This window comes from Streptomyces sp. NRRL S-87, from assembly GCF_000719335.1.
GTDB lineage: Bacteria > Actinomycetota > Actinomycetes > Streptomycetales > Streptomycetaceae > Streptomyces.
The window spans coordinates 45,236-63,839 of record NZ_JOGB01000006.1 but is presented as its reverse complement, the minus strand read 5'-3'; the positions used below and the strand labels follow the sequence as shown (position 1 = coordinate 63,839).

Here is an 18,604-nt window from a genome sequence, read left to right as displayed (position 1 = left end):
CCGCCGTGATCTGTTGTACGGAGCGCGACCGCGGCACTAGGACTTCGACCCATGGCCAACAACGCACGAACACCCCGACGCCTGGCGGCCGTCACGGTCACCACCGTCGCGCTCGCCGGGACGCTGACCGCGCTGCCCGGCACCGCCACCGCGAAGACACCCGACCCGAACCAGCGGGTCATCGTCGAACTGGCCGGGGCCGCCGCCGTCGCCGCCGCCCCCGGCGGCTCGCTCACCTCCCCGGCCGCCCGCACCGCCGCCGCCCTCGACGACGCCAGGCGGGCCCTGGCGGCGCGTCAGGACGCCTTCCTCGGCACGGTACGGAGCGCCGGACTGCATCCCGCCGCACCCCGGAGGCTCGGCCTGCTCCTGAACGCCGTGGCGATGACCGTGCCCGCCTCGGAGAGGGCGCGGCTGGCCACGCTGCCGGGCGTCCTGGCCGTCCGCCCCGACACCCGCATGCAGGTCCAGACGGACACCAGCGTGCCGCTGACCGGTGCGCCCGAGGTCTGGAAGCGCCGGGACCCCGCCGGGGTGAAGGCCACCGGCAAGGGCACCGTCGTGGCGGTCCTCGACAGCGGCGTGGACTACGGCCACCCCGACCTCGGCGCCGGCTTCGGCAAGGGCCACAAGGTCGTCGGCGGCTTCGACTTCGCCAACGGCGACGACGACCCGATGGACGACAACGGCCACGGCACCCACGTCGCGGGCATCATCGCCGGCAAGGCGGCCGGGAAGGGAGGCGTCACCGGCATGGCGCCCGACGCGAGCCTGCTGGCCTACAAGGTCACCGGCCCCGACGGCAGCGGCTACACCTCCGACATCATCGCCGGCATCGAGGCGGCGGCCGACCCGGCCAACCCCCACCCGGCCGACGTCATCAACATGAGCCTCGGCGGCCCCGGTGACGGCACCGACCCGCTCGGCCGCGCGGCGAGCGCCGCCGTGCGGGCCGGAGTGGTCGTCGTCGCGGCGGCCGGCAACAACGGGCCCGGCACCGGCACCGTCAGCACCCCCGCGTCCGCCGCCGGCGTCATCGCGGTCGGCGCGTCCACCAGCGGCATCCGCACCCCCAGCGCCTACCTGGCGGGCAGGAACCCCGAACTGATCCAGACCTACCGGGGCATCCTGTCCGCGAACCCGCCCCGCGAACCGGTCACCGCACCCCTCGTGGACGTCGGCGCGGGCACCGCCGAGGACTGGCGGCGGGTCGGCGACGTACGCGGCAAGATCCTGCGCGCCGACATCCTCGTCCCGCCCGGCACGGACGTCCTGAGCCAGTACGACATCGACTGGGCGCGCGAAGCCGAGAGGCGCGGCGCGCTCGCCGTCCTCGGCGGCCTCCCGGCCGGCTCCGGACCCGTGCTCGCCGCCACCCCGGGAACGGTCCAGGCCCAGCCGGGCCCCGCCCGCCCCGACCCCGCCCGGACCGCCGCCTCCGGCGACTCGCTGCGCATGGACCACCTGGTCGTCATGGGCATCGACGCGACCCAGTACGCCCAGCTGAGCCGTGAACTGGCCGCCGGGAAGGTGTCCGTCACCCTGCGCGGCACCGACGCCACCGACCGGATCGCCTCGTTCTCCTCCCGCGGCCCCGGCACCGGCTTCGGCCTCAAGCCCGACCTGGTCGCCCCCGGTGTGGAGATCCGCTCCACGATCCCCACCTCCCTGTACCGCCCCGGCGTCTACCGCATGTCGGGCACCTCGATGGCGAGCCCGCACGTCGCCGGAGCCGCCGCCCTGCTGCGCCAACTGCGCCCGGACCAGGGCCCCGAGCAGATCAGGTCCGCCCTGGTCGGCACCGCGAAGCCGCTCGCCGGCACCGGCCCCACCGTCCAGGGCAACGGACGACTCGACGTGGCCGCCGCGGCGTCGGCCACCCTCGGCGCCTCCCCGACGTCCGTGTCGTTCGGCCTCGCCGACCTGGGGGAGCGGACCGTCGGCGGCACCGCGAGGGTACGGCTGACCAACCCCGGCAGGAAGCCGCTGGCCGTCGCCCTCAGCAGCAGCGGGCCCACCACCGTGTCCCCGTCCCGCCTCACGGTCCCCGCCGGGCGGTCCGCCACCGTCGAGGTCACCCTGCGCGCCGCCCGCCCGGCCACCGACAGGGAGATCGGCGGCCGGATCACGGCCACCCCCGACCGCGGCCCGGCCGTGCGGGTGCCCTACCTGCTCGTCGTCCGGCACCTCGCCGTCCAGGCGTCCCCCGACCCCAGCGACGGCCGCTCCACCGTGCACGTCGCCTCCCCGGCCGCCCTGAACGCGCCCCCGCAGATCAGGGTCACGCCCCCGCACGGCAGGGCCTTCACGCTGCCCACCACCATGAACGGCGCCGGCTACTACCAGGCCGACGTGCGCGGGACGGCGGCCGGTGCCTACCGGCTGGCCGTACGCGCCACGACCACCGACGGCCGGCGGATCACCGGGACCGGCGCCTTCGAGGTCACCCCCGCCGACAGCCGCCGCGACCGCTGGGAGCCCGTCGGCCCCAACAGCGAGGCCGGCCACCTCGCGCTCTCGCCCGCCCGCCCGAAGCAGGCCGTGGTGACCCAGTTCCGCAAGGCCGCCCCCTGGCTGACCACCGACGGCGGCGCCCACTGGCGCCAGGTCGGCAGGCTGCCGATCGCCGACGGCAACGGCACCGGAGCGGTCGTGGTCGACGCCCGCCGCCCCGACCGCTGGTGGTACGCCGTGAACACCGCCGCCGACCCCACCCGCCGCGGCACGGTCCTGCGCACCGACGACAACGGCCGCACCTGGCGGAGGCTCGACGTGCCCGACGCCCACATCGACGCGTTCGTCGCGGACGAGCGCACCCGTACCCTGGCCGCGATCGTCGACGGCACGCTGCTGGTCAGCACGGACGCGGGCGAGCGCTGGGCGACGTACCCCACCGGCGTGAGCGGTGGGGTCCGCGAGGCCACCCTGGTCGGCGACACCCTGTACCTGGCGACCTTCGACAGCGTCTGGCGGATCGACGGCGTCGGCACGGGCGACCCCGCCACGGCGCACCGCATCCTCGACGAGCCGGTGAACACCCTCCGCGGGATGGCGGCCGACTCCGAGGTGGTCGTGGCCTACGTCCCCGGTACGGGTGTCCGCGGCTCCTACGACAAGGGCCGCACCTGGTCCACCCTGCTGCGCCTGCCGGAGGGCGGCAACGGACTGTCCGCCTCCGGCGGCGACCTGTACCTGCGCGCGCTGTTCGGCGCCGGACAGGTCAGCCGCGACCACGGCCGGACCTGGACGCCCCTGTCCGCTCCGTCGAAGGCCGCCGTCGCGATGGACTACGACCGCTGGGCGGACGGCTCGGTCACCGTCTCCAGCGAACAGGACGGCCTGTACCGCGGCGCGGCCGACGGCACCGGCTACCGCCGGATCGGAGTCCAGGGCCTGACCACCCTCGCCCTCGCGACCAGCGGCGGCCACCTGCTCGCCGGCACGGTGAGCGGCACCTACCGCACCGCGATCCCCGTCGCCGGCCCCGAGTGGGGACGGTCGGGGGCGGAGGGCATGACCGGACGCCTCACCTCGCACATCGCCGTCTCGCCCCGGGACACCGACGTGGTGTGGCAGATCCGGCGCACCGCGACCGGCCTCTTCGAGGTCTCCCGCAGCGCCGACGCCGGCCGGACCTGGAAGGTGAAGGGCACCTCCTCGGAGGTACCGACCTCGATGCTGATCCACCCGGCGGACCCGGACCGGGTGGCGATCAGCTTCAGGAGCATCCTCGGCGACGGCCTGTTCGCGACCTCCGACGGCGGCAGGACGTGGAAGAACCTCTTCCACGAGAGGTCCTTCGACGCCATGGCCGGCGACCCGCGTGACCCGCGGCGCCTGTGGCTGGGCAACGCCTCGGGCCTGTACCGCTCGGACGACGGCGGCGTCACCAAGACCAAGGTCGCCGAAGGCCCCGTCTCCGCGCTCGTGACGGACGGCCGGCGCCTGGTCGTCGGCGGTTCCGCCGTCCGGGTCAGCACGGACGGCGGCAGGACCTTCCGCACCGCCGACACCGGCCCGCTCGCGGTCCACGTCTCGGACCTGCTGCGCGTCGGCGGGGCGCTCTACGCGGCCACCACCGCCTCGAGGGAGTCCGGACTCGTCCAGGGCGGCCGGGGCGTCCTGCGCAGCACCGACAACGGCCTCACCTGGGAGAACATCTCGAGCGGCCTGCAGAACACCGACACCACGAAGCTGGCCGCCGCCCCCGACGGCCGCACGCTCTACGTCGGCACGGTCGACGGCGGCGTACACCGCCTGAACCTGCGCCGCTGACCGCTCCGCACCCGACCGGCGTGACCGGACGACCCTCACGTCCCCACGACCGTCACGTCCCCACGACCACCGCGTCCCCACGACCGTCACGTCCCCACGACCGTCGCGAGCGCCGACCGGACCCGGAAGCCCCGGACCCGGTCGGCGCCCGCGCGTCCCCGGGAACTCAGGAACGGTCGCTGCAGAAGCGGCGTACGGCCCGGTTGAACTCCTCGGGCCGTTCCAGGTTGCTGACGTGTCCCGCGCCCGGGATCACGACCAGCTCGGCATCCGGGATCGCCTCGTGGAACTGTCGCGCCACGGTCAGCGGCGAGCGCACGTCCTGCTCGCCCCAGAGAAGGAGCGTGGGCACCGCGACGGTGGGCAGGAGGTCCCGCTGGTCCGTCTCCGCCATGAGCGACAGCTGCCTCCCCAGGGTCGCCGGGCGCACGGCGTCCGCCATCGCGGCCAGCAGCGCGGCGTAGGCGGCGGGGGGCCCGTCGGCGTACAGACCCGGCAGGGTCGGATCGAACGCACCGCGCGGCGCGGCCGGCATGCGGCGCGCGCCCTTGACCCGGGCCCGCACCTCCGCCGCCGGCAGGGAGCCCTTCCACCCCGCGTAGGTGTCGGCGAGGATCAGCGTCCTCACGAGGTCCGGGTGGTGGCGGTAGAACTCCAGGGCGACGGTCCCGCCCCAGGACAGACCGGCGACGTGCGCCGGTCCGAGCCCCAGGGACGCCACGACCGCCGCCACGCACCGGGCGTAGTCCGCGAGGACGAAGGACCCGGGTACGTCGGAGGAGCGTCCGGCTCCCGGCTCGTCCCAGGCCACCACCGTGAACGCGTCCGCCAGCGCCTGGAGTTGCGGCCGCCAGATGCGGGCGTCGTCCCCCGCGCCGTGCAGGAACACGACGGGCGGCCCCGCGCCCACCCGGTCGTAGGCAACCGTCAGCCCGTCGACCCGCACCGTCGCCATGACTCCAGCGTAGGCCCGCCCGCCCACGCCGTCGCGGCGCCGGACACCTCCCCGCACCCCACCTCCCCGCCGTCGTCCCGAGGGGTGCGGGCGGTCAGTTGGCCAGTGCGGCCACGTGGTCGGGGTGGTGGGCGGCGACGTCGTGGGCGGCTCGCACGAAGGCCGCGACGGCCACGGATCGCGAGGTCTCAGGCCAGGCGACCACGACCGCGCTGGGGCTGAGCCCGGTGACCGGCCGGTACGCGATGTCCGGGCGCCGGTGCCGCTCGGTCGTGGAGCGTGACAGGAACGCCACCGCCTGCCCCAGCGCGACCACCTCCAGGAGTTGCTCGACGCTGGCCACGAGCGGCCCCTCAGGACTGTCGGCCGGCGCCGAGCCCGGGGGGCCGCCGCCGGCCGCCGCGCCGTCGTATCCGGTGTAGTAGGCGGTGGTGGAGGCGGCAGCCCCCTTCCAGCGCGGGATCGGTTCGCCCTGGAGGTCGGTCAGCCGCAGTCGCCGGCGTCCGGCCAGGCGGTGCGCGGCGGGCAGGACGGCCAGTCGCGGCTCGACCACGAGCGTCTGGGAATCCAGCCCCTGACCGTCGAACGGGCTGCGCAGCAGCGCGACATCGGCGCGGCCGTCCCGCAGCATGGCGATCGGCTCTCCGCTGCCGGCGACGACGACTTCGGGTGGCGGCAGATGCGGACCCGCCGCCCGGTAGGCGGCGAGGATCTCCCGCAGCAGCCCGGCATCGCCTGCCGGTTTGACCGCCACGACGAGCCGCGGTGTCGGCTGACCGGCCCGGCGTGCCCGCCGGGCCGCCGCGTGCACCGCGTCGACCGCGATCCGGGCCTGGTCGAGTAGCACCTGACCGGCGTGGGTCAGCCTCACCTGCCGGGTGGTGCGCTCCAACAGGCGTACGCCGAGCCGCGACTCCATCTGGGCGATCGCCTTCGACAGCGGGGGCTGCGCCATCCCCAGGCGCTGCGCGGCCCGGCTGAAGTTCAGTTCCTCGGCGACCGCGACGAAGTACCGCAGCTCCCGAACCTCCAGCTCATTCATATCTGGGGACTATAGATCCAGAGCCATCCGGTCTTTCCCTGTCGTCCGTGGCGGAGGGGAGGCTGGGTGCCATGACGACTTCGCAGAAGACTGCTCTCATCACCGGCGCGAACAAGGGCATCGGCAAGGAAACGGCGCGCAGGCTCGGGGCCCTCGGCATCACCGTGCTGATCGGCGCCCGCGACGCCGGGCGTGGCGAGGCGGCGGCCGAGGAACTTCGCGCCGACGGCGCCGACGTACGGTTCGTACCGCTGGACGTCACCGACGAGACCTCGGTCCAGGCCGCCGCCCAGCACATCGACGCCACGTTCGGCCGCCTCGACATCCTCGTCAACAACGCCGCGATCGCCGCCGGACCGCAACAGCCGAGTGAAACCCCCGCCGCTACCGTTCGGCAGGTCTACGAGACCAACGTGTTCGGCGTCATCGCGGTGACCCACGCCATGCTGCCCCTGCTCCGCCGCTCCGCCGCCGCACGCATCGTCAACATGTCCAGCGAACTCGGCTCCCTCACCCACCTGGCCGACCCCGGCAGCCCCTGGTCCCCCTACTACTCGATCCTCCTCCCTTACTGCACCTCGAAGAGCGCGCTGAACGCGATCACCGTGCTCTACGCCAACGAACTGCGTGCCGAAGGGATCCTGGTCAACGCGGTGAGTCCCGGCTACTGCGCGACCGACCTGAACCGCCACACCGGGATGCGCACCGCGGAGGAGGGCGCGGCCGTGGCGGTCGACCTGGCGACGGCCGGCGAGGACGGCCCGACGGGCGCCCTTCTGGCCGAGGACGGGCCGATCCCCTGGTGAGACCGTGCCCCGCCGTCCCCCACACCCGCAAGCCTGCCGGGGTGTGTCATGGCGAGGCGGAAGGGGCGGTGCCGCGCCGGCTCAGCCCCCGCTCGCGCAGGTGGCGCGGTAGGGGAGTTCGGGAAGGTGGACGTGCCACTGCGCCGCGTCGAGACCGCCGCCGTAGCGGGCGCACACCGCCGCCACCACGTCCCCCGTCCCGACCCGGTGTGCGGACGGCGCGGTGTGCGGGCCCTGGACCACCACGGCGGTGCCGTCGCGGGTGAAGGCGAGCCGGGCCGCCGGGTCGCCCGTGCCGGGGAGGGGGCCGCCGAGCGGCGTACGCGAGGGAACGTCCCACAGGCGGACCGCGCCCGTGGCGTCCCCCACCGCGAGCATGCCGCCGTCCGGCGAGAACACCGCGCCGGAGTAACCGCCGGGCACCACGTCGGTGCCGTACGGGCCGCCGGCGAGGACGATCGGCGGGCCGGGCGGCGCCCCCTCCCGGAGGGTGACGCGGCCGGCCGCGTCGGCGAGCGCGAGGTGCCGGCCGTCCGGACTGAAGGCGGCCGCGAAGAACGCGGATCCGCGAAGGTCCGTCGGGGTCTCGACGCGCTCGCCGGGCAAGGTGACCAGCCGGCCGTCGGACAGGACCAGCATCCCGCCGTCGGGCCGCACCGCCATCGGCAGCGCGCCGGTCGACTCGATGGTCACCAGCCGGTGGGCGGAGAGGTTCCACAGGGCGGCGACCTCCCCGAGGACGTCGAGGATCCCGTACACCACCGGTCGGCCGTCCCGCAGCACCGGAGCCAGGGCCGTGACGGTGGGGCGGCCGGACACGCCGGGTGCCGGGGGAGCGGTGGGCACCGGCAGGTCGGGAAGCGGCCGGGCGCCGGGCACGTCCCAGACCTTCACGGTCTCCCCGGCCCCGCCGCTGCGGGCCGGCCCGTAGGCGAAGAGGCGGCCGTCGGGGCTGAACGCGGCCACCACCGGGCCGCTGCCCCCGGCGGGGAGCGCCGGCAGTCTGCGCAGCGGCTCGACCCCCTCCGGGACCCGGCCGCCGGCGCACGCCGAGCCGGGGTACGCCTCGGGCACCACCGCCGCGCCGTCGCGGCGCAGGACGACGGCCACGGATCCGTCCGGTGACAGGTGGACCTGGTCGGACCCCTTCCCGGGCCACGGGACGCCGCGCAGCGGCCCCAGCCGCAGCACGGCCACGCTCCGCTGGTCGGCGCGCACGTACCGCAGCACCCCCGCCCGGTCGTCGACGCGGACGTCCGTGGGCCGTTCGCGGCGCAGCCCCTGGTGGAAGACGAGCGGGTCGGGCCGGTCGTCCGCGGTGCGCCAGACGCGTGCGGCGTCCGGCCCCACCGCCGCCAGCAGCGTGCCGTCCCGGTTGAAGGACAGACCGGTCACCCCGGCGGCGGGGAGCACCCGGTCGGGAGCGCCGCCGCCCCCGGTGGACGCCAGGAGGACGCCGGTGTCCAGACCGACGGCCAGCCGGGCCCCGTCCGGGCTCAGGCGCAGCACGTCCGAGCGGCACGAGCGCGCCGGGACCCCGGCCGCCGACCGCCCGGCCGCGACCCTGCGCCGCCCGGGTACGTCCCAGACCTCGACCCCGTGCCGTCCGCACAGTGCCGTGCGGCGGCCGTCCGCGCTGACGGCCGCGCCCGTGAAGTCCTCGGCGGCGGGCACGGTGAGCAGCGGCCGGCGGCCGCCGACGTCCCAGACCTGCACGGCCCCGGGCAGGGCCACCGCCACCACCCGGCTGCCGCCGCCCCACGCGAGGTCGGTCACGGCCGGTACGCCGGGCAGCACGAGCGAGGACGCGCTCCCGGTCCGCAGGTCCAGCAGCCGGATCCGGGCCCACCGCCGCTCCGGGTCGGTGGCGTCCCCCTGGCTGACGGAGGCCACCCGCAGGCCGTCCGGGCTCGGCCGCGCGCGCTCCGGCCAGTCCCATGCCGACGGCTCCGGCGCCGGGAACAGGCCCCCGTCCGGGGGCCGGAGCCGGCCCGGGGACGAACTGGAGGGCGAGGCCATGAACCCCGCCAGCGCGTGGACGGCCACCCGGCTGCGCGCGCGGAGGTCCCACAGCTCCACCCCCTGGTGCCGGGTCACCGTGAGCATCCCGCCGTCCGGGTCCGTGAACTCGCTGCGCACGACCGAGCCGCCCGAGCCCACGGTGACGTCGGCCGCGGTCCGGTCGGTCAGCGCGGCGTACAGTCCGGCCCTGGTCTGCGGGGTGCGGGCCAGGCGCCAGGCCGCGACGTTCAGCCGGGCGGCCGTGCGGGGGTCGCCGGCCCGCAGCCCTTCGGCGACCGCGGCGGCCCGCAGGGCGAGGGCGAGGTTCCGGCGGACCTCGGCCGTCAGGCCAGCCTGCCAGGCCAGGGTGCCGGCGACCAGGGCGGCCACGGTCAGGACGGCCAGCACCCCCCGGCCTGCCCGCCTGCGCGCCGCGGCCCGGCTCCGGGCCCGGCGGCTCGCTTCGAGGAACTCGGCCTCGACGGGCCGGAACCCCGGTGCGTCCCCGTCCGCGGTGCGCAGCGGCGCGAGCGCCACGAGCAGCGCCGCCGGGGCGAGGGCGCTGGGGTGCCGGCCGAGCCGGTCCCAGGCCTCCGCGGCCGTGGTCAGCCGGTGGCGCAGGCGCAGGTGCTCCCGGCTCTCCTCGAGCCAGCCGTGCAGGCGGGGCCAGGACGAGATCAGTGTCTCGTGGGCGAGCTCGACGGTGTCCTGGCCCAGCGTGACCAGCCGGGAGGCGGCGAGTGCGTCGAGGACCGGCCGGACGTCCTCCTCCGGGCCGAGTTCGTCCAGCCGGGCCGGGCGGCGCGTGTCGGGCAGGCCCTCCTCCCCGGGGTTGACCAGGCGCAGCAGGATCCGGCGGGCGGTGCCGGCCCGCTCGGCGTCGAGCGCGCGGTACGCCGCCTCGGCGGTACGCACGACGGCCCCGTACACCCCGCCGGCGGCCTCGTACGCCTCGACCGTGAGGCGGCGCGCCGAGCGGCGGCGCCAGGTCTCCAGCAGGGTGTGGGAGAGCAGCGGCAGGGCGGCGGCGTCGCCGTGCAGCTCGTCGACGAGCAGGGCGGTCAGCGCCCGCTCGACCACGGTGGCGCGGGCGGCCGCCGGGGCGACGATCGCCCGGCGCAGTTCGTCCCGGGTCATGGGCGTCACCGGCAGACTGGCCTCCCGCACCACCGCCGCCAGCGCGGGGTCGGCGAGGCAGGGGGCGTAGAAGTCCGCCCGGACGCCGAGGACGACCCGGACCCGTGAGCCGTCCGCCTGCGCGGCGGTCAGCAACTCCTTGATGAACCCGGCCCGTTCCTCCGGGTCGCGGCAGAGCGTGAAGACCTCTTCGAACTGGTCCACGACCAGCCAGGTGTCGCCGGGCGCGTCGGCCGGCGCGACGGCCGACCGGTGCCGCTCCAGCGGATGCGCGCCGGGGGAGAGCAGCCGGATCGCGGCCGCCCCGTCCCCGGACTCCTGTAATCGCGGCACCAGCCCGGCCCGCAGCAACGAGGACTTGCCGCTGCCGGACGGCCCGAAGACGACGACGACCCGGTGCGCCCGGGCGAGTGCGACGAGGTCGTCGACGAGTCGGTCGCGGCCGAAGAACAGCTCCCGGTCACCGGGCTCGTACCGGGCCAGGCCCCGGTACGGGGCGGGCTCGTCGTCGCGCTGCGCGGCGAGCGCGGCCAGCCCGTCGGCGGCCCGCTGCCACCGGGCCCGCCAGAGCGCCGGGTCCCCGCCGCACGCCGCGGCGTACGCGAGCACCACGGGCAGGGTGGGCAGCTGGTCGCCCGCCGCGGCCCGCGAGAGCGTCGCCACCGAGTAGGCCCCGGCCCGTCGCGCCATCGCGGCGTACGTCGGACCGCCCGCCGCGCGGCGCAGCTCCCGCAGCGCCACCGCGAACTCCGCGACCGGTCCGTCCCCCGGGTCCAGCGGCTTCTCCTGTCGGCCCATGCCACGTCCCCCCTCGACGCCGGCCCCGCCGGCCCTGCTCCCCTTGATCACGCACCCAACACGCTCGGCTCCCCGTGCCACAAGGCGTCTTCGCGCCGTGTGCGGGCGTGGCGGCCCTGTTGTTTCACGGCCCGATCGGGGCAGCGCAACAACCGTCCGGCGGCCGAGAGTCGGATCGGCCGATCGCCGGCCGGGGGCCGCACCGTCGGCCCGACCCGAGGGGGAGGAACCCCGCATGCCCCGACCCATTGCCCTGTCCACCCGTCCCCGCACCCGCCCGCCCGGGCCGCGCCGCCCGCTCCGCCTGGCGGCCGTCATCGCGGCGGTGCTGTCCGCACTGGCGCTCAACCTGCTGGCGGCGGGCACCTCGCAGGCGCGGACGGACTCGGTGTACGGCGTCCTGCTGTTCAACTACACGACGCACAAGTGCCTGGACGTGCCGGACTACGGCGCCCCGGACATGGGGAGCATCGTGCAGCAGCACGATTGCCTCCGCGGCGCCGGCGACAACCAGATGTGGGACCTCACCGACGGGGTCGACGGCTTCCTGATCCGCAACGTCAAGAACCAGTCGCTGTGCCTGGACCTGCCCGGAACGGGCGTACCCGGCAACTCGACGGTCGGCTTCTACCCCTGCCAGAACACCACGGCGGACAACCAGCTCTGGTACCAGTGGTGGGACTCCGCCGGCCGCGCCTTCCGGCTCGTCAACGCCCGTTCGTACAGCGCCGGCCGACCCGTGTGCCTGGACGTCGCCGGCCTCGCGGACGGTACCAACGACCTCCGGGTCGGCGTCTACACGTGCAGCACCAGCTACGGCGACGACCACTGGTGGCAGACCGCCTGACGGTCGCCCGCCGCGGACCGGCGCCGCCGGGCGCCGTGCGGTGCCGTGGGGGACGCGCACCGCAACGGGGGAGGGGGCGCCCGACCATCGGGGGAGGTCGGGCGCCCTTGCGGCGTGCGCGCCGCGCGGCGCACCGCTCCCTGACGCGGACCCGCGTCCCGCGAAACCCGCAGCCTCGACCGGGACCCACGACCGCTGTGACCGCCCCGGCATCGGGGACGCCCGCCGGCCGTTCGTATGATCTTCGCTCCCTCCCCAGAGCGAAGGTCGGACAATCAGCGATGTCACCCCGTAACGCCCGTCGCAGGTACGCCGGTTGGACGGCCGCCGCAGTCGCGGCGGTCCTCTCGGTTCCGGTGATCGGTTCCCCCGCCCAGGCGGCCCCCGGAGACCCGGCGCCCGCGGCCTCCTTCAACCTCACGTCCGGACCCGACCTGAGCGGCCAGGTGGCCGATCTCAGAGCGGCCCTGCCCACGGCGGGCGTTCAGCTCCTGCTCGACCAGGGCAACAGGGTCGCGAAGACGGGCGCGTCCTGCACCACGGACCCGTTCGGCTCCGGCGACGACGGCAAGGTGCTGGCGCCCGCCAGGAAACTCTGCTGGGACCCCGGCGACTCCGCCACCGAGGAATGGATACCCCAGGGCATGACCGGCGTCTCGGACGCCCAGTCCGACGAGCTGTGGGGCTCCCGCAAGCCACTGGTCACCGCCTGGTACGACAAGGTCGGCGGCAAGGGCGTGCGGCTGTCGTTCCTCGACCCGGAGACGGCCGTCCCGGGCGACCCCGACGGCCGGCGGTACCGCCACGTCCTGCTGGTGGAGCCGTACCACAACAGCTACGGACACGTCTCCTACAAGGCGATCGACGTCCACGCGGGCGGCCTGGCCTGGTACAAGTACTACCTCTACGTCGCGGACACCCTGAACGGCCTCCGGGTCTTCGACATGCGGTCCATCCTGGACCTCAACCCCGACCAGAACGCCTCCGTGGACGACACGACGCTGGACGGCCTGAAGAGCAACGTCCGGGACGACACCCGGATCGGCCGGCAGGACAACGTCTACTACAGCTACACGTACCGGTACGTGATGCCGCAGGTGGCCTCCTACACGTTCGTCAGCAGCCAGGGCAACTCCTCCGCTGCGACGTGTGCGGCCACCGGAGCCCCGAAGGCGTCGTACGTCTCCGTCGACCGCAGTGCCCCCGCCGCCCCGGCGCTGATCATGGGCGAGTACTGCGACTCCGACGACACGCACCCCGAGAAGGGCCGGGTCGGCGCACTGCCGATCGACGACACCACCGGCCTCTTGAAGTCGACCAACGGCGTGGTCACCGCGACGGGCGCGTTCTACCTGCCCCGCGACCTCACCCAGGGCGCGGCACGCTACGGAGGCATGTACTACTTCAACCGCAGCTGGACCACCCACAGCGGCAGCCTCCGCCGGGCGACCGTCTCCGGAGGCCGCCTGGTGGACTACGGAGCCAACATCACCAACGCGGTCGGTCCGGAGGACCTGTCCTTCGAGCACGGACAGGGTGTGCCGGGCGGCGGTACGCAGTACCTCTGGTCGCTGACCGAACACCGCATGGACACCGCGGACCCGACCTGCACCGATTCCGGCTCGCCCTGCGGCCGGGTGATCTACGCGCACCGCGTGACGGACATCCTGGCCCGCCCGTAGCCGCCCGTAGCCCGCGCAGGACTGCCGGCGGGCCGGTGACACGGGGAAGCCCGGGTCCCGACCGCTGATGACCGCTGACGACCGGTTGCGACGGGTTCCGGCGGCCGCTTGGCCGGCGGAACCCGGCAGCCGGTACCCGGACTGCTACCACCCTGCTACCTTCCGGGTATGAGCACTGCGAAGAAGCAGACCCAACTCCGCCTGGAGCCGGCCGTCCTGGCCGCCGGGAAGGACGCGGCCGCCGCTCGCGGCCTGGACTTCAACCAGTACGTGCAGCGGCTGATCACCGAGGACACCACCGGCGCCCGAGCCGCCGGCATGGCCGCCGCGCAGCGCCTCCTCGACGCCCACGGCGCCTTCCTCCAGGACCTGGAGGAGCAGCTCGACGCCGAGCACGCCCCCGGCATGCGCCACGGCCGGGGCGCCGCTGCCTGAGCACGTCCCTGCACACCGAACCCCGGCCTCCGCGCCGGCTACCGCCGCCGGTCCGCCAGGGTCCCGGACGACGCGTCCCGCTGGTGCGGCACCGGCGGAAGGGACGGGGGCGCTCCGCCCTGGTCCCGCTGAAGCGCGACCGTGCGCGTGGGCGCGGGGATCGAGATGCCCTCGGTCCGGTAGCGCTGGTGCAGGCGCTTGATGAACTCGTGCTTGATCCGGTACTGGTCGCTGAACTCGCCGACGCCCAGGATCACCGTGAAGTTGATCCTGGAGTCCGCGAAGGTGTGGAAGCGGACGGCGGCCTCGTGGTCGGGTACCCCGCCGGTGATGTCGGCCATCACGCTGTCGACGACGTCGAGGGTGACCTTCTCCACGTGCTCCAGGTCGCTGTCGTAGCCGACCCCGACCTGGACCAGGATCGACAGCTTCTGCTCGGGCTGCGAATAGTTCGTCATGTTCGTCCGCGCCAGCCGGCCGTTGGGGATGATCACCAGGTTGTTGGACAGGTTCCGCACGACGCTGTTGCGCCAGTTGATGTCGACGACGTACCCCTCCTCCCCACTGCTGAGCCGGATGTAGTCACCCGGCTGGACCGTCTTCGAGGCGAGGATGTGCACTCCCGCGAACAGGTTGGCGAGGGTGTCCTGCAACGCCAGCGCCACGGCCAGGCCGCCCACCCCGAGGGCGGTGACCAGCGGGGCGATGGACACCCCGAGGGTCTCCAGTGCCACGAGGACGCCCATGGTCAGCACCACGATCCGGGTGATGTTGACGAAGATGGTCGCCGACGCCGCGACGCCCGTCCGGGACGCGGCCACCGACTGCACCAGCCCGGCCACCACCCGAGCCGCGCTGAGCGTGGCGATGACGATGAGCACCGCCGTCAGCGACTGGTCGACCAGCCCCCCGACGCGCACGGTGAGCGGCAGGGCGGAAGCGGCCACCGCGGCCCCGGCGATCACGGCCGCCCAGGGGACGATCGTGCGCAGCGCGTCGACGAGGACGTCGTCCCCGCTCCACTTGGTCCTGCTCGCGTGCTTGCCCAGCCACTTCATCAGAGCCCGCAGCACCAGACCGGCCGCACAGCCGGAGGCCAGCGCGATACCGGCCACCACCCAGTCGTGCAGGACGAGGTCGCGGATCACCGGCCGGCCCCCCGAGTGCCGAGGGCGAGGGAGCGGGCCGCCGCGGCCCGCCGTATGTGCTGTGTCGTCACCTTGTCACCTGTCAGGTCGTGTCGCGCGCAGTCACGTTGAGCGGACGTACGCATTCCGAACGGACTTCCATCCTGGCCCATGGCCCCACAGCCCCCGCAGCCGGACCCCAGTCGCTCGCGCGGCACCCCTTCCCGGCCGGCCAGGTGCTCGACGAGGTCGGCGCGGGTCGCCGCGAGCAGCGCGTGGGCGGTGAAGCCGGGTTCGGCCAGGCCGGCGACGTCCGTACAGCGCCCGCAGCAGGCCGGCCCGGTCGCCGAAGGCGCGGAAGAGGGTGCCCTTGCCGACGCCGGCCGCTGCCGCCGACTGGTCGAGATCCGCTCGGTGCACACGACTCAGGAGAACGGATCCTCGGTCAGGTGGGGCGGGTGGGTCAGCGCCCGTACGTAGGCGTCGCGGTCGAACGCGTACGGCCCGAGCGGCAGTACGTCCCCCACCGGTCGGTACGGCATCCGGAAGCCGGACCAGGTCACGGTGTCGGCGGTGGCGTCGATGCGCGCGTACAGCGGCCCGCACTCCCACACCCCGCACACGCAGCCGAGCACCACCGTCGTCCCGGTCGCCAGGTCCCACAACCGGCCCCGCGCCCCGCCCAGGAAGTGGCGTGCCGCCGCGTCGGGCCCGTCGGCGAAGTCCTCGGCGGTCAGGCCGCCGTACTGGTGCCGCAGGAACTGCTCCCGCTCCTGCGGGGACTTCTCCCGGAAGAAGTCCTCGGCCTCCCACACCCCCCGGACGGCGTCGACCAGCGGCTCCCGCAGGTCCGTCCCGTCCACCCGGACGCCCCATCTGGCGTTCGCCCCGTACGTGAAGAACTCGATGCGATGCACGGCAGCATTCTGTTCGCCCGCAGACCCCTCCGCCCACCGCCGCGCGCAGCCCCCGCCCACCGGCGCGCGCAGCCCCCGCCCCACCGGTGGCGTTCCGCCGCGCGGGGTAGTCCGGCGCGCCGGTCCTGGTGCGCCGGTCCGGCGTGCAGGAGTGTGGAGCCACCCCCACGAGACGTACCCGACCGGGAGGCGTCAGGACATGCGACCCCACTTCAGGACGCAGAACGTGGCCTCGGTCCCCGGCTTCCTGTCGGCCGAGGAGTGCGCCGACGTCATCCGGGCCATGGACCGGTCACCCCGTGAGCCGGCCCAGGTCGTCCGCGCGGGCGAATCGCTCCTGGACGAGTCCCTGCGCCTCTGCTTCGACCACCACTTCCCCGAAGACCGCAAACGGCGCATCGGCGAGCGCATGGCGTCCTACTTCGACGACCACCGCGCCGCGTTCGACTCGGACGCGGACTTCCTGTACGGCCCGTACTTCATGTCGTACGAGAAGGGCAGCTACTTCCGTGCGCACCGCGACGTCGCCAACCACAAGGACGATCCGCCGCGGCTCGCGGCCCACCGCTGGTCGCTGCTCCTCTACCTCAACGGCCGCCGCGCCACCCCGGCGCTGCCGACGTTCGACGGCGGCGCACTCACCGTCTACGAGACCGACCCCCGCCTGCGCGACCGGCGCGTCGTCGTCGTGCCGGAGCCGGGGATGCTGCTGCTGTTCCGGTCCGCACTGATGCACGAGGTGGCGACCGTGCTGGACGGTACGCGCTACGCGGTCGCCGGGTGGATGTCCAGTGCCAGCTCCCCCGCGCTCGGAGGCCCGCGATGACCGTCCACTCTCCCGCCAACGAGTCGGTCCGGATGCGTGTGTCCGGTGAGGCCGACCTCGAGACGCGGACCGCGCTCGCGACGTTCTGCCGCCGCAACGGCTACCCGTACCTCTTCACCGAAGTACTGGAGCCGCTGCTGTCCGGGCGCGGCCTCGTCCTGGCGCTGGCCGCGACGGAGCGGCCGTGGCCGCCGAAGGGCATCGGGTCGCAGACGATCGAGGCGGTGGCCATCGCCGTGCTCGGAACCGAGGACCGGGCCCACCTCACACCGGTCCTGACCGACCGGCGCAACGCCACCAACATCGGCCTCGTCGGCGCCCTGACGAAGCACCTGCTCGAGTACCTGCACGAGGCCGACGTGCCGTCGGCGGGCTATCTGGTGCGCCAGGGCGACCGGGTGGTCGAGCGCGCCCTCGAGCAAGCCGGCTTCGCCGAGGCGGACTTCCGGTCGTCCACCGACTTCGCCGACTACCTGGAGTTCTCCGCCCCGCCCCGGAACGTGATCGACGCGCTGGGCCTGGCCCGACTCCGGGTCGGCGACCTGCTGGCGCTCAGCCTGGACGGTGCGGAGCTCGACCGGCTGGCGTCCTACCACTTCGCGCTCGCCGCCGGACTCACGGCCTACCTGCAGGACTCGCTCCGGTACGCGGCCGTGCTGCCCGGACTGATCGATCCGGTCGCCACGCTGCCGCCCGCGGGGGTCCCGCCGGGCACCCCCGGCCCGGCGGCGACATGAGCCGTACGTCGTCGGCGCCGTCGCCCGCTCCCGTACGGGTCGGCGCGCGGGCGTCGACGCTCTCGCTGGTCGTCTCGACGCTGGACGAGGGCGCGGAGCTGCACGCGACCCTCGAGTCCGTGTTCGCCGGATCCGTGGTCGCGGACGAGACGGTCGTCGTCGACGACGGCGGCACCGACGGCAGCTGCGAGGTGCTGCAGCGGCCGGAGTGGCGGGCCCGCGGGGTCGTGGTCCACCGCATCCGGCGCAGCGGGGTCGCGGCGGCCCGTAACGCCGGCGCCCGGCTCGCCCGCGGCACGCACCTGGTGTTCCTCGACGCACACTGCCGGCTGGACCGGGACTGTCTGGCCCTGCTGCGGGCCGCGCTGGACGCCGGGCCCGACGCCGTCCTCGCGCCCGCCGTGCGCGACGTCGGCAGCCCGGCGGAGGGCTGCGGGGCGCGGCTGGTCGACGCCCACCTACGGGTGCGCTGGCTGCCTCCCGAGCCCGGCTGCACCGCCCCGTACCCCGTGCCCCTCGCGCCCGGCGGCTGCCTCGCGGTCCGCCGGGCGACGTTCGAACGGCTGGGCGGCTTCGGTGACTTCCGCGAACTCGGCCTGGAGGACGTGGACTTCGGTCTCCGGGCGTGGCGCGGCGGGGTCGACGTGCTGGCCGTCCCGGGGGCGCGGCTGGCACACCGGTTCCGCCCGCACCCCCCGTACCGCCTGAGCTCCACGAGCCGCGCGTACAACGTGGCGCGGGTCGCCCTCGTCCACTTCGACGGTCCTCGTCGTGAGGAGTGCCTGCGCAAGGTGATCGGCACACCGAGGGCCGCCGAGGTGCTGGTCGAGGCGTTCGCGGGCGACTGGGAAGCACAGCGGGCCGCGGTCGGTGCGACCGGTGTGCGCTCCGTGGAGGCCTACTTCAAGCGGTTCGGCGACTGGAGATGACGCCCGCGTCCCGAGGCGACCCCCGTGCCGGAACGCCCGGGCCGCCGGCGAGCCGGACCCGGCGAGCAGCGCCCCGGCGAGCAGCGCCAC

General features: G+C 74.9%; 13 protein-coding genes and 1 pseudogene. 8 read left to right on the top strand and 6 right to left on the bottom strand.

What is annotated here, in order from left to right:
• The first annotated feature begins 51 nt into the window (after positions 1-51).
• Positions 52-4,275: a S8 family serine peptidase gene (locus tag IF43_RS0105820; RefSeq protein WP_030194825.1), complete on the top strand. Its 4,224-nt coding sequence runs from the start codon at positions 52-54 to the stop codon at positions 4,273-4,275.
• 166 nt (positions 4,276-4,441) lie between these two features.
• Here IF43_RS0105820 and IF43_RS0105815 read toward each other — a convergent pair whose 3' ends face one another.
• Together IF43_RS0105815 and IF43_RS0105810 are read right to left on the bottom strand one after the other, a co-directional pair.
• Entirely contained in the window at positions 4,442-5,230 is a 789-nt protein-coding gene (locus IF43_RS0105815; protein ID WP_030194822.1) for an alpha/beta fold hydrolase, read from the bottom strand.
• Positions 5,231-5,324: 94 nt separating this feature from the next.
• Positions 5,325-6,272 carry a LysR family transcriptional regulator gene (locus IF43_RS0105810; protein WP_030194819.1) on the bottom strand — a complete coding sequence of 316 codons (948 nt, stop codon included), beginning with the start codon at positions 6,270-6,272 and terminating at the stop codon, positions 5,325-5,327.
• Positions 6,273-6,343: 71 nt separating this feature from the next.
• Between IF43_RS0105810 and IF43_RS0105805 the strand changes: the two genes are divergently transcribed.
• On the top strand, positions 6,344-7,078 hold the full coding sequence (locus IF43_RS0105805; RefSeq protein ID WP_030194816.1) for an SDR family oxidoreductase: 735 nt from the start codon (positions 6,344-6,346) through the stop codon (positions 7,076-7,078).
• Between the two features lie 81 nt (positions 7,079-7,159).
• Here the strand turns inward: IF43_RS0105805 and IF43_RS43375 are convergent, their stop codons facing one another.
• The gene (locus IF43_RS43375) at positions 7,160-11,014 is read right to left on the bottom strand and encodes a hypothetical protein (protein WP_030194814.1); all 3,855 of its coding nucleotides are present in this window, start codon (positions 11,012-11,014) and stop codon (positions 7,160-7,162) included.
• Positions 11,015-11,249: 235 nt separating this feature from the next.
• Here IF43_RS43375 and IF43_RS36105 point away from each other — a divergent pair, with 235 nt between their 5' ends.
• From IF43_RS36105 to IF43_RS0105785, 3 genes are all read left to right on the top strand, one after another.
• Positions 11,250-11,861, top strand: a complete 612-nt coding sequence (locus IF43_RS36105) for an RICIN domain-containing protein (protein WP_030194810.1) — start codon at positions 11,250-11,252, stop codon at positions 11,859-11,861.
• A 281-nt stretch (positions 11,862-12,142) separates the two neighbouring features.
• Positions 12,143-13,543 carry a hypothetical protein gene (locus tag IF43_RS0105790; protein WP_158939174.1) on the top strand — a complete coding sequence of 467 codons (1,401 nt, stop codon included), beginning with the start codon at positions 12,143-12,145 and terminating at the stop codon, positions 13,541-13,543.
• Between the two features lie 168 nt (positions 13,544-13,711).
• Positions 13,712-13,978, top strand: a complete 267-nt coding sequence (locus IF43_RS0105785) for a hypothetical protein (protein WP_030194805.1) — start codon at positions 13,712-13,714, stop codon at positions 13,976-13,978.
• Between the two features lie 38 nt (positions 13,979-14,016).
• Here IF43_RS0105785 and IF43_RS0105780 read toward each other — a convergent pair whose 3' ends face one another.
• From IF43_RS0105780 to IF43_RS41455, 3 genes and pseudogenes are all read right to left on the bottom strand, one after another.
• Positions 14,017-15,126 (bottom strand): mechanosensitive ion channel family protein, encoded by a 1,110-nt coding sequence (locus IF43_RS0105780; protein ID WP_030194802.1) that lies wholly within the window; start codon positions 15,124-15,126, stop codon positions 14,017-14,019.
• Between the two features lie 179 nt (positions 15,127-15,305).
• Positions 15,306-15,498 (bottom strand): annotated as a pseudogene (locus tag IF43_RS42390) (TetR/AcrR family transcriptional regulator); the annotation flags it as partial.
• A gap of 32 nt (positions 15,499-15,530) precedes the next feature.
• Complete coding sequence (locus tag IF43_RS41455) at positions 15,531-16,022, bottom strand: hypothetical protein (RefSeq protein ID WP_051794765.1); 492 nt, start codon at positions 16,020-16,022, stop codon at positions 15,531-15,533.
• 199 nt (positions 16,023-16,221) lie between these two features.
• On the opposite strand from IF43_RS41455, the gene IF43_RS41450 reads away from it, so the two are divergent.
• The 3 genes from IF43_RS41450 to IF43_RS0105760 are packed head-to-tail and all read left to right on the top strand — an operon-like array spanning position 16,222 to position 18,514.
• Positions 16,222-16,848 (top strand): 2OG-Fe(II) oxygenase, encoded by a 627-nt coding sequence (locus tag IF43_RS41450; protein WP_158939172.1) that lies wholly within the window; start codon positions 16,222-16,224, stop codon positions 16,846-16,848.
• Positions 16,845-17,585: a hypothetical protein gene (locus tag IF43_RS0105765; RefSeq protein WP_030194796.1), complete on the top strand. Its 741-nt coding sequence runs from the start codon at positions 16,845-16,847 to the stop codon at positions 17,583-17,585. Before IF43_RS41450 ends, IF43_RS0105765 begins: the two co-directional genes overlap by 4 nt.
• Positions 17,582-18,514 (top strand): glycosyltransferase family 2 protein, encoded by a 933-nt coding sequence (locus tag IF43_RS0105760; RefSeq protein WP_030194793.1) that lies wholly within the window; start codon positions 17,582-17,584, stop codon positions 18,512-18,514. The genes IF43_RS0105765 and IF43_RS0105760 overlap by 4 nt, the downstream gene beginning before the upstream one ends.
• The last annotated feature ends 90 nt before the right edge of the window (positions 18,515-18,604 follow it).

Excerpts from the sequence above, each read along its gene's own strand:
- IF43_RS0105815 (WP_030194822.1), bottom strand. The coding sequence starts at position 5,230 with ATGGCGACGGTGCGGGTCGACGGGCTGACGGTTGCCTACGACCGGGTG.
- IF43_RS0105810 (WP_030194819.1), bottom strand. The coding sequence starts at position 6,272 with ATGAATGAGCTGGAGGTTCGGGAGCTGCGGTACTTCGTCGCGGTCGCC.
- IF43_RS0105760 (WP_030194793.1), top strand. The coding sequence starts at position 17,582 with ATGAGCCGTACGTCGTCGGCGCCGTCGCCCGCTCCCGTACGGGTCGGC.
- IF43_RS43375 (WP_030194814.1), bottom strand. The coding sequence starts at position 11,014 with ATGGGCCGACAGGAGAAGCCGCTGGACCCGGGGGACGGACCGGTCGCG.
- IF43_RS0105790 (WP_158939174.1), top strand. The coding sequence starts at position 12,143 with ATGTCACCCCGTAACGCCCGTCGCAGGTACGCCGGTTGGACGGCCGCC.
- IF43_RS0105805 (WP_030194816.1), top strand. The coding sequence starts at position 6,344 with ATGACGACTTCGCAGAAGACTGCTCTCATCACCGGCGCGAACAAGGGC.
- IF43_RS41450 (WP_158939172.1), top strand. The coding sequence starts at position 16,222 with ATGCGACCCCACTTCAGGACGCAGAACGTGGCCTCGGTCCCCGGCTTC.
- IF43_RS0105820 (WP_030194825.1), top strand. The coding sequence starts at position 52 with ATGGCCAACAACGCACGAACACCCCGACGCCTGGCGGCCGTCACGGTC.
- IF43_RS0105765 (WP_030194796.1), top strand. The coding sequence starts at position 16,845 with ATGACCGTCCACTCTCCCGCCAACGAGTCGGTCCGGATGCGTGTGTCC.
- IF43_RS36105 (WP_030194810.1), top strand. The coding sequence starts at position 11,250 with ATGCCCCGACCCATTGCCCTGTCCACCCGTCCCCGCACCCGCCCGCCC.
- IF43_RS0105785 (WP_030194805.1), top strand. The coding sequence starts at position 13,712 with ATGAGCACTGCGAAGAAGCAGACCCAACTCCGCCTGGAGCCGGCCGTC.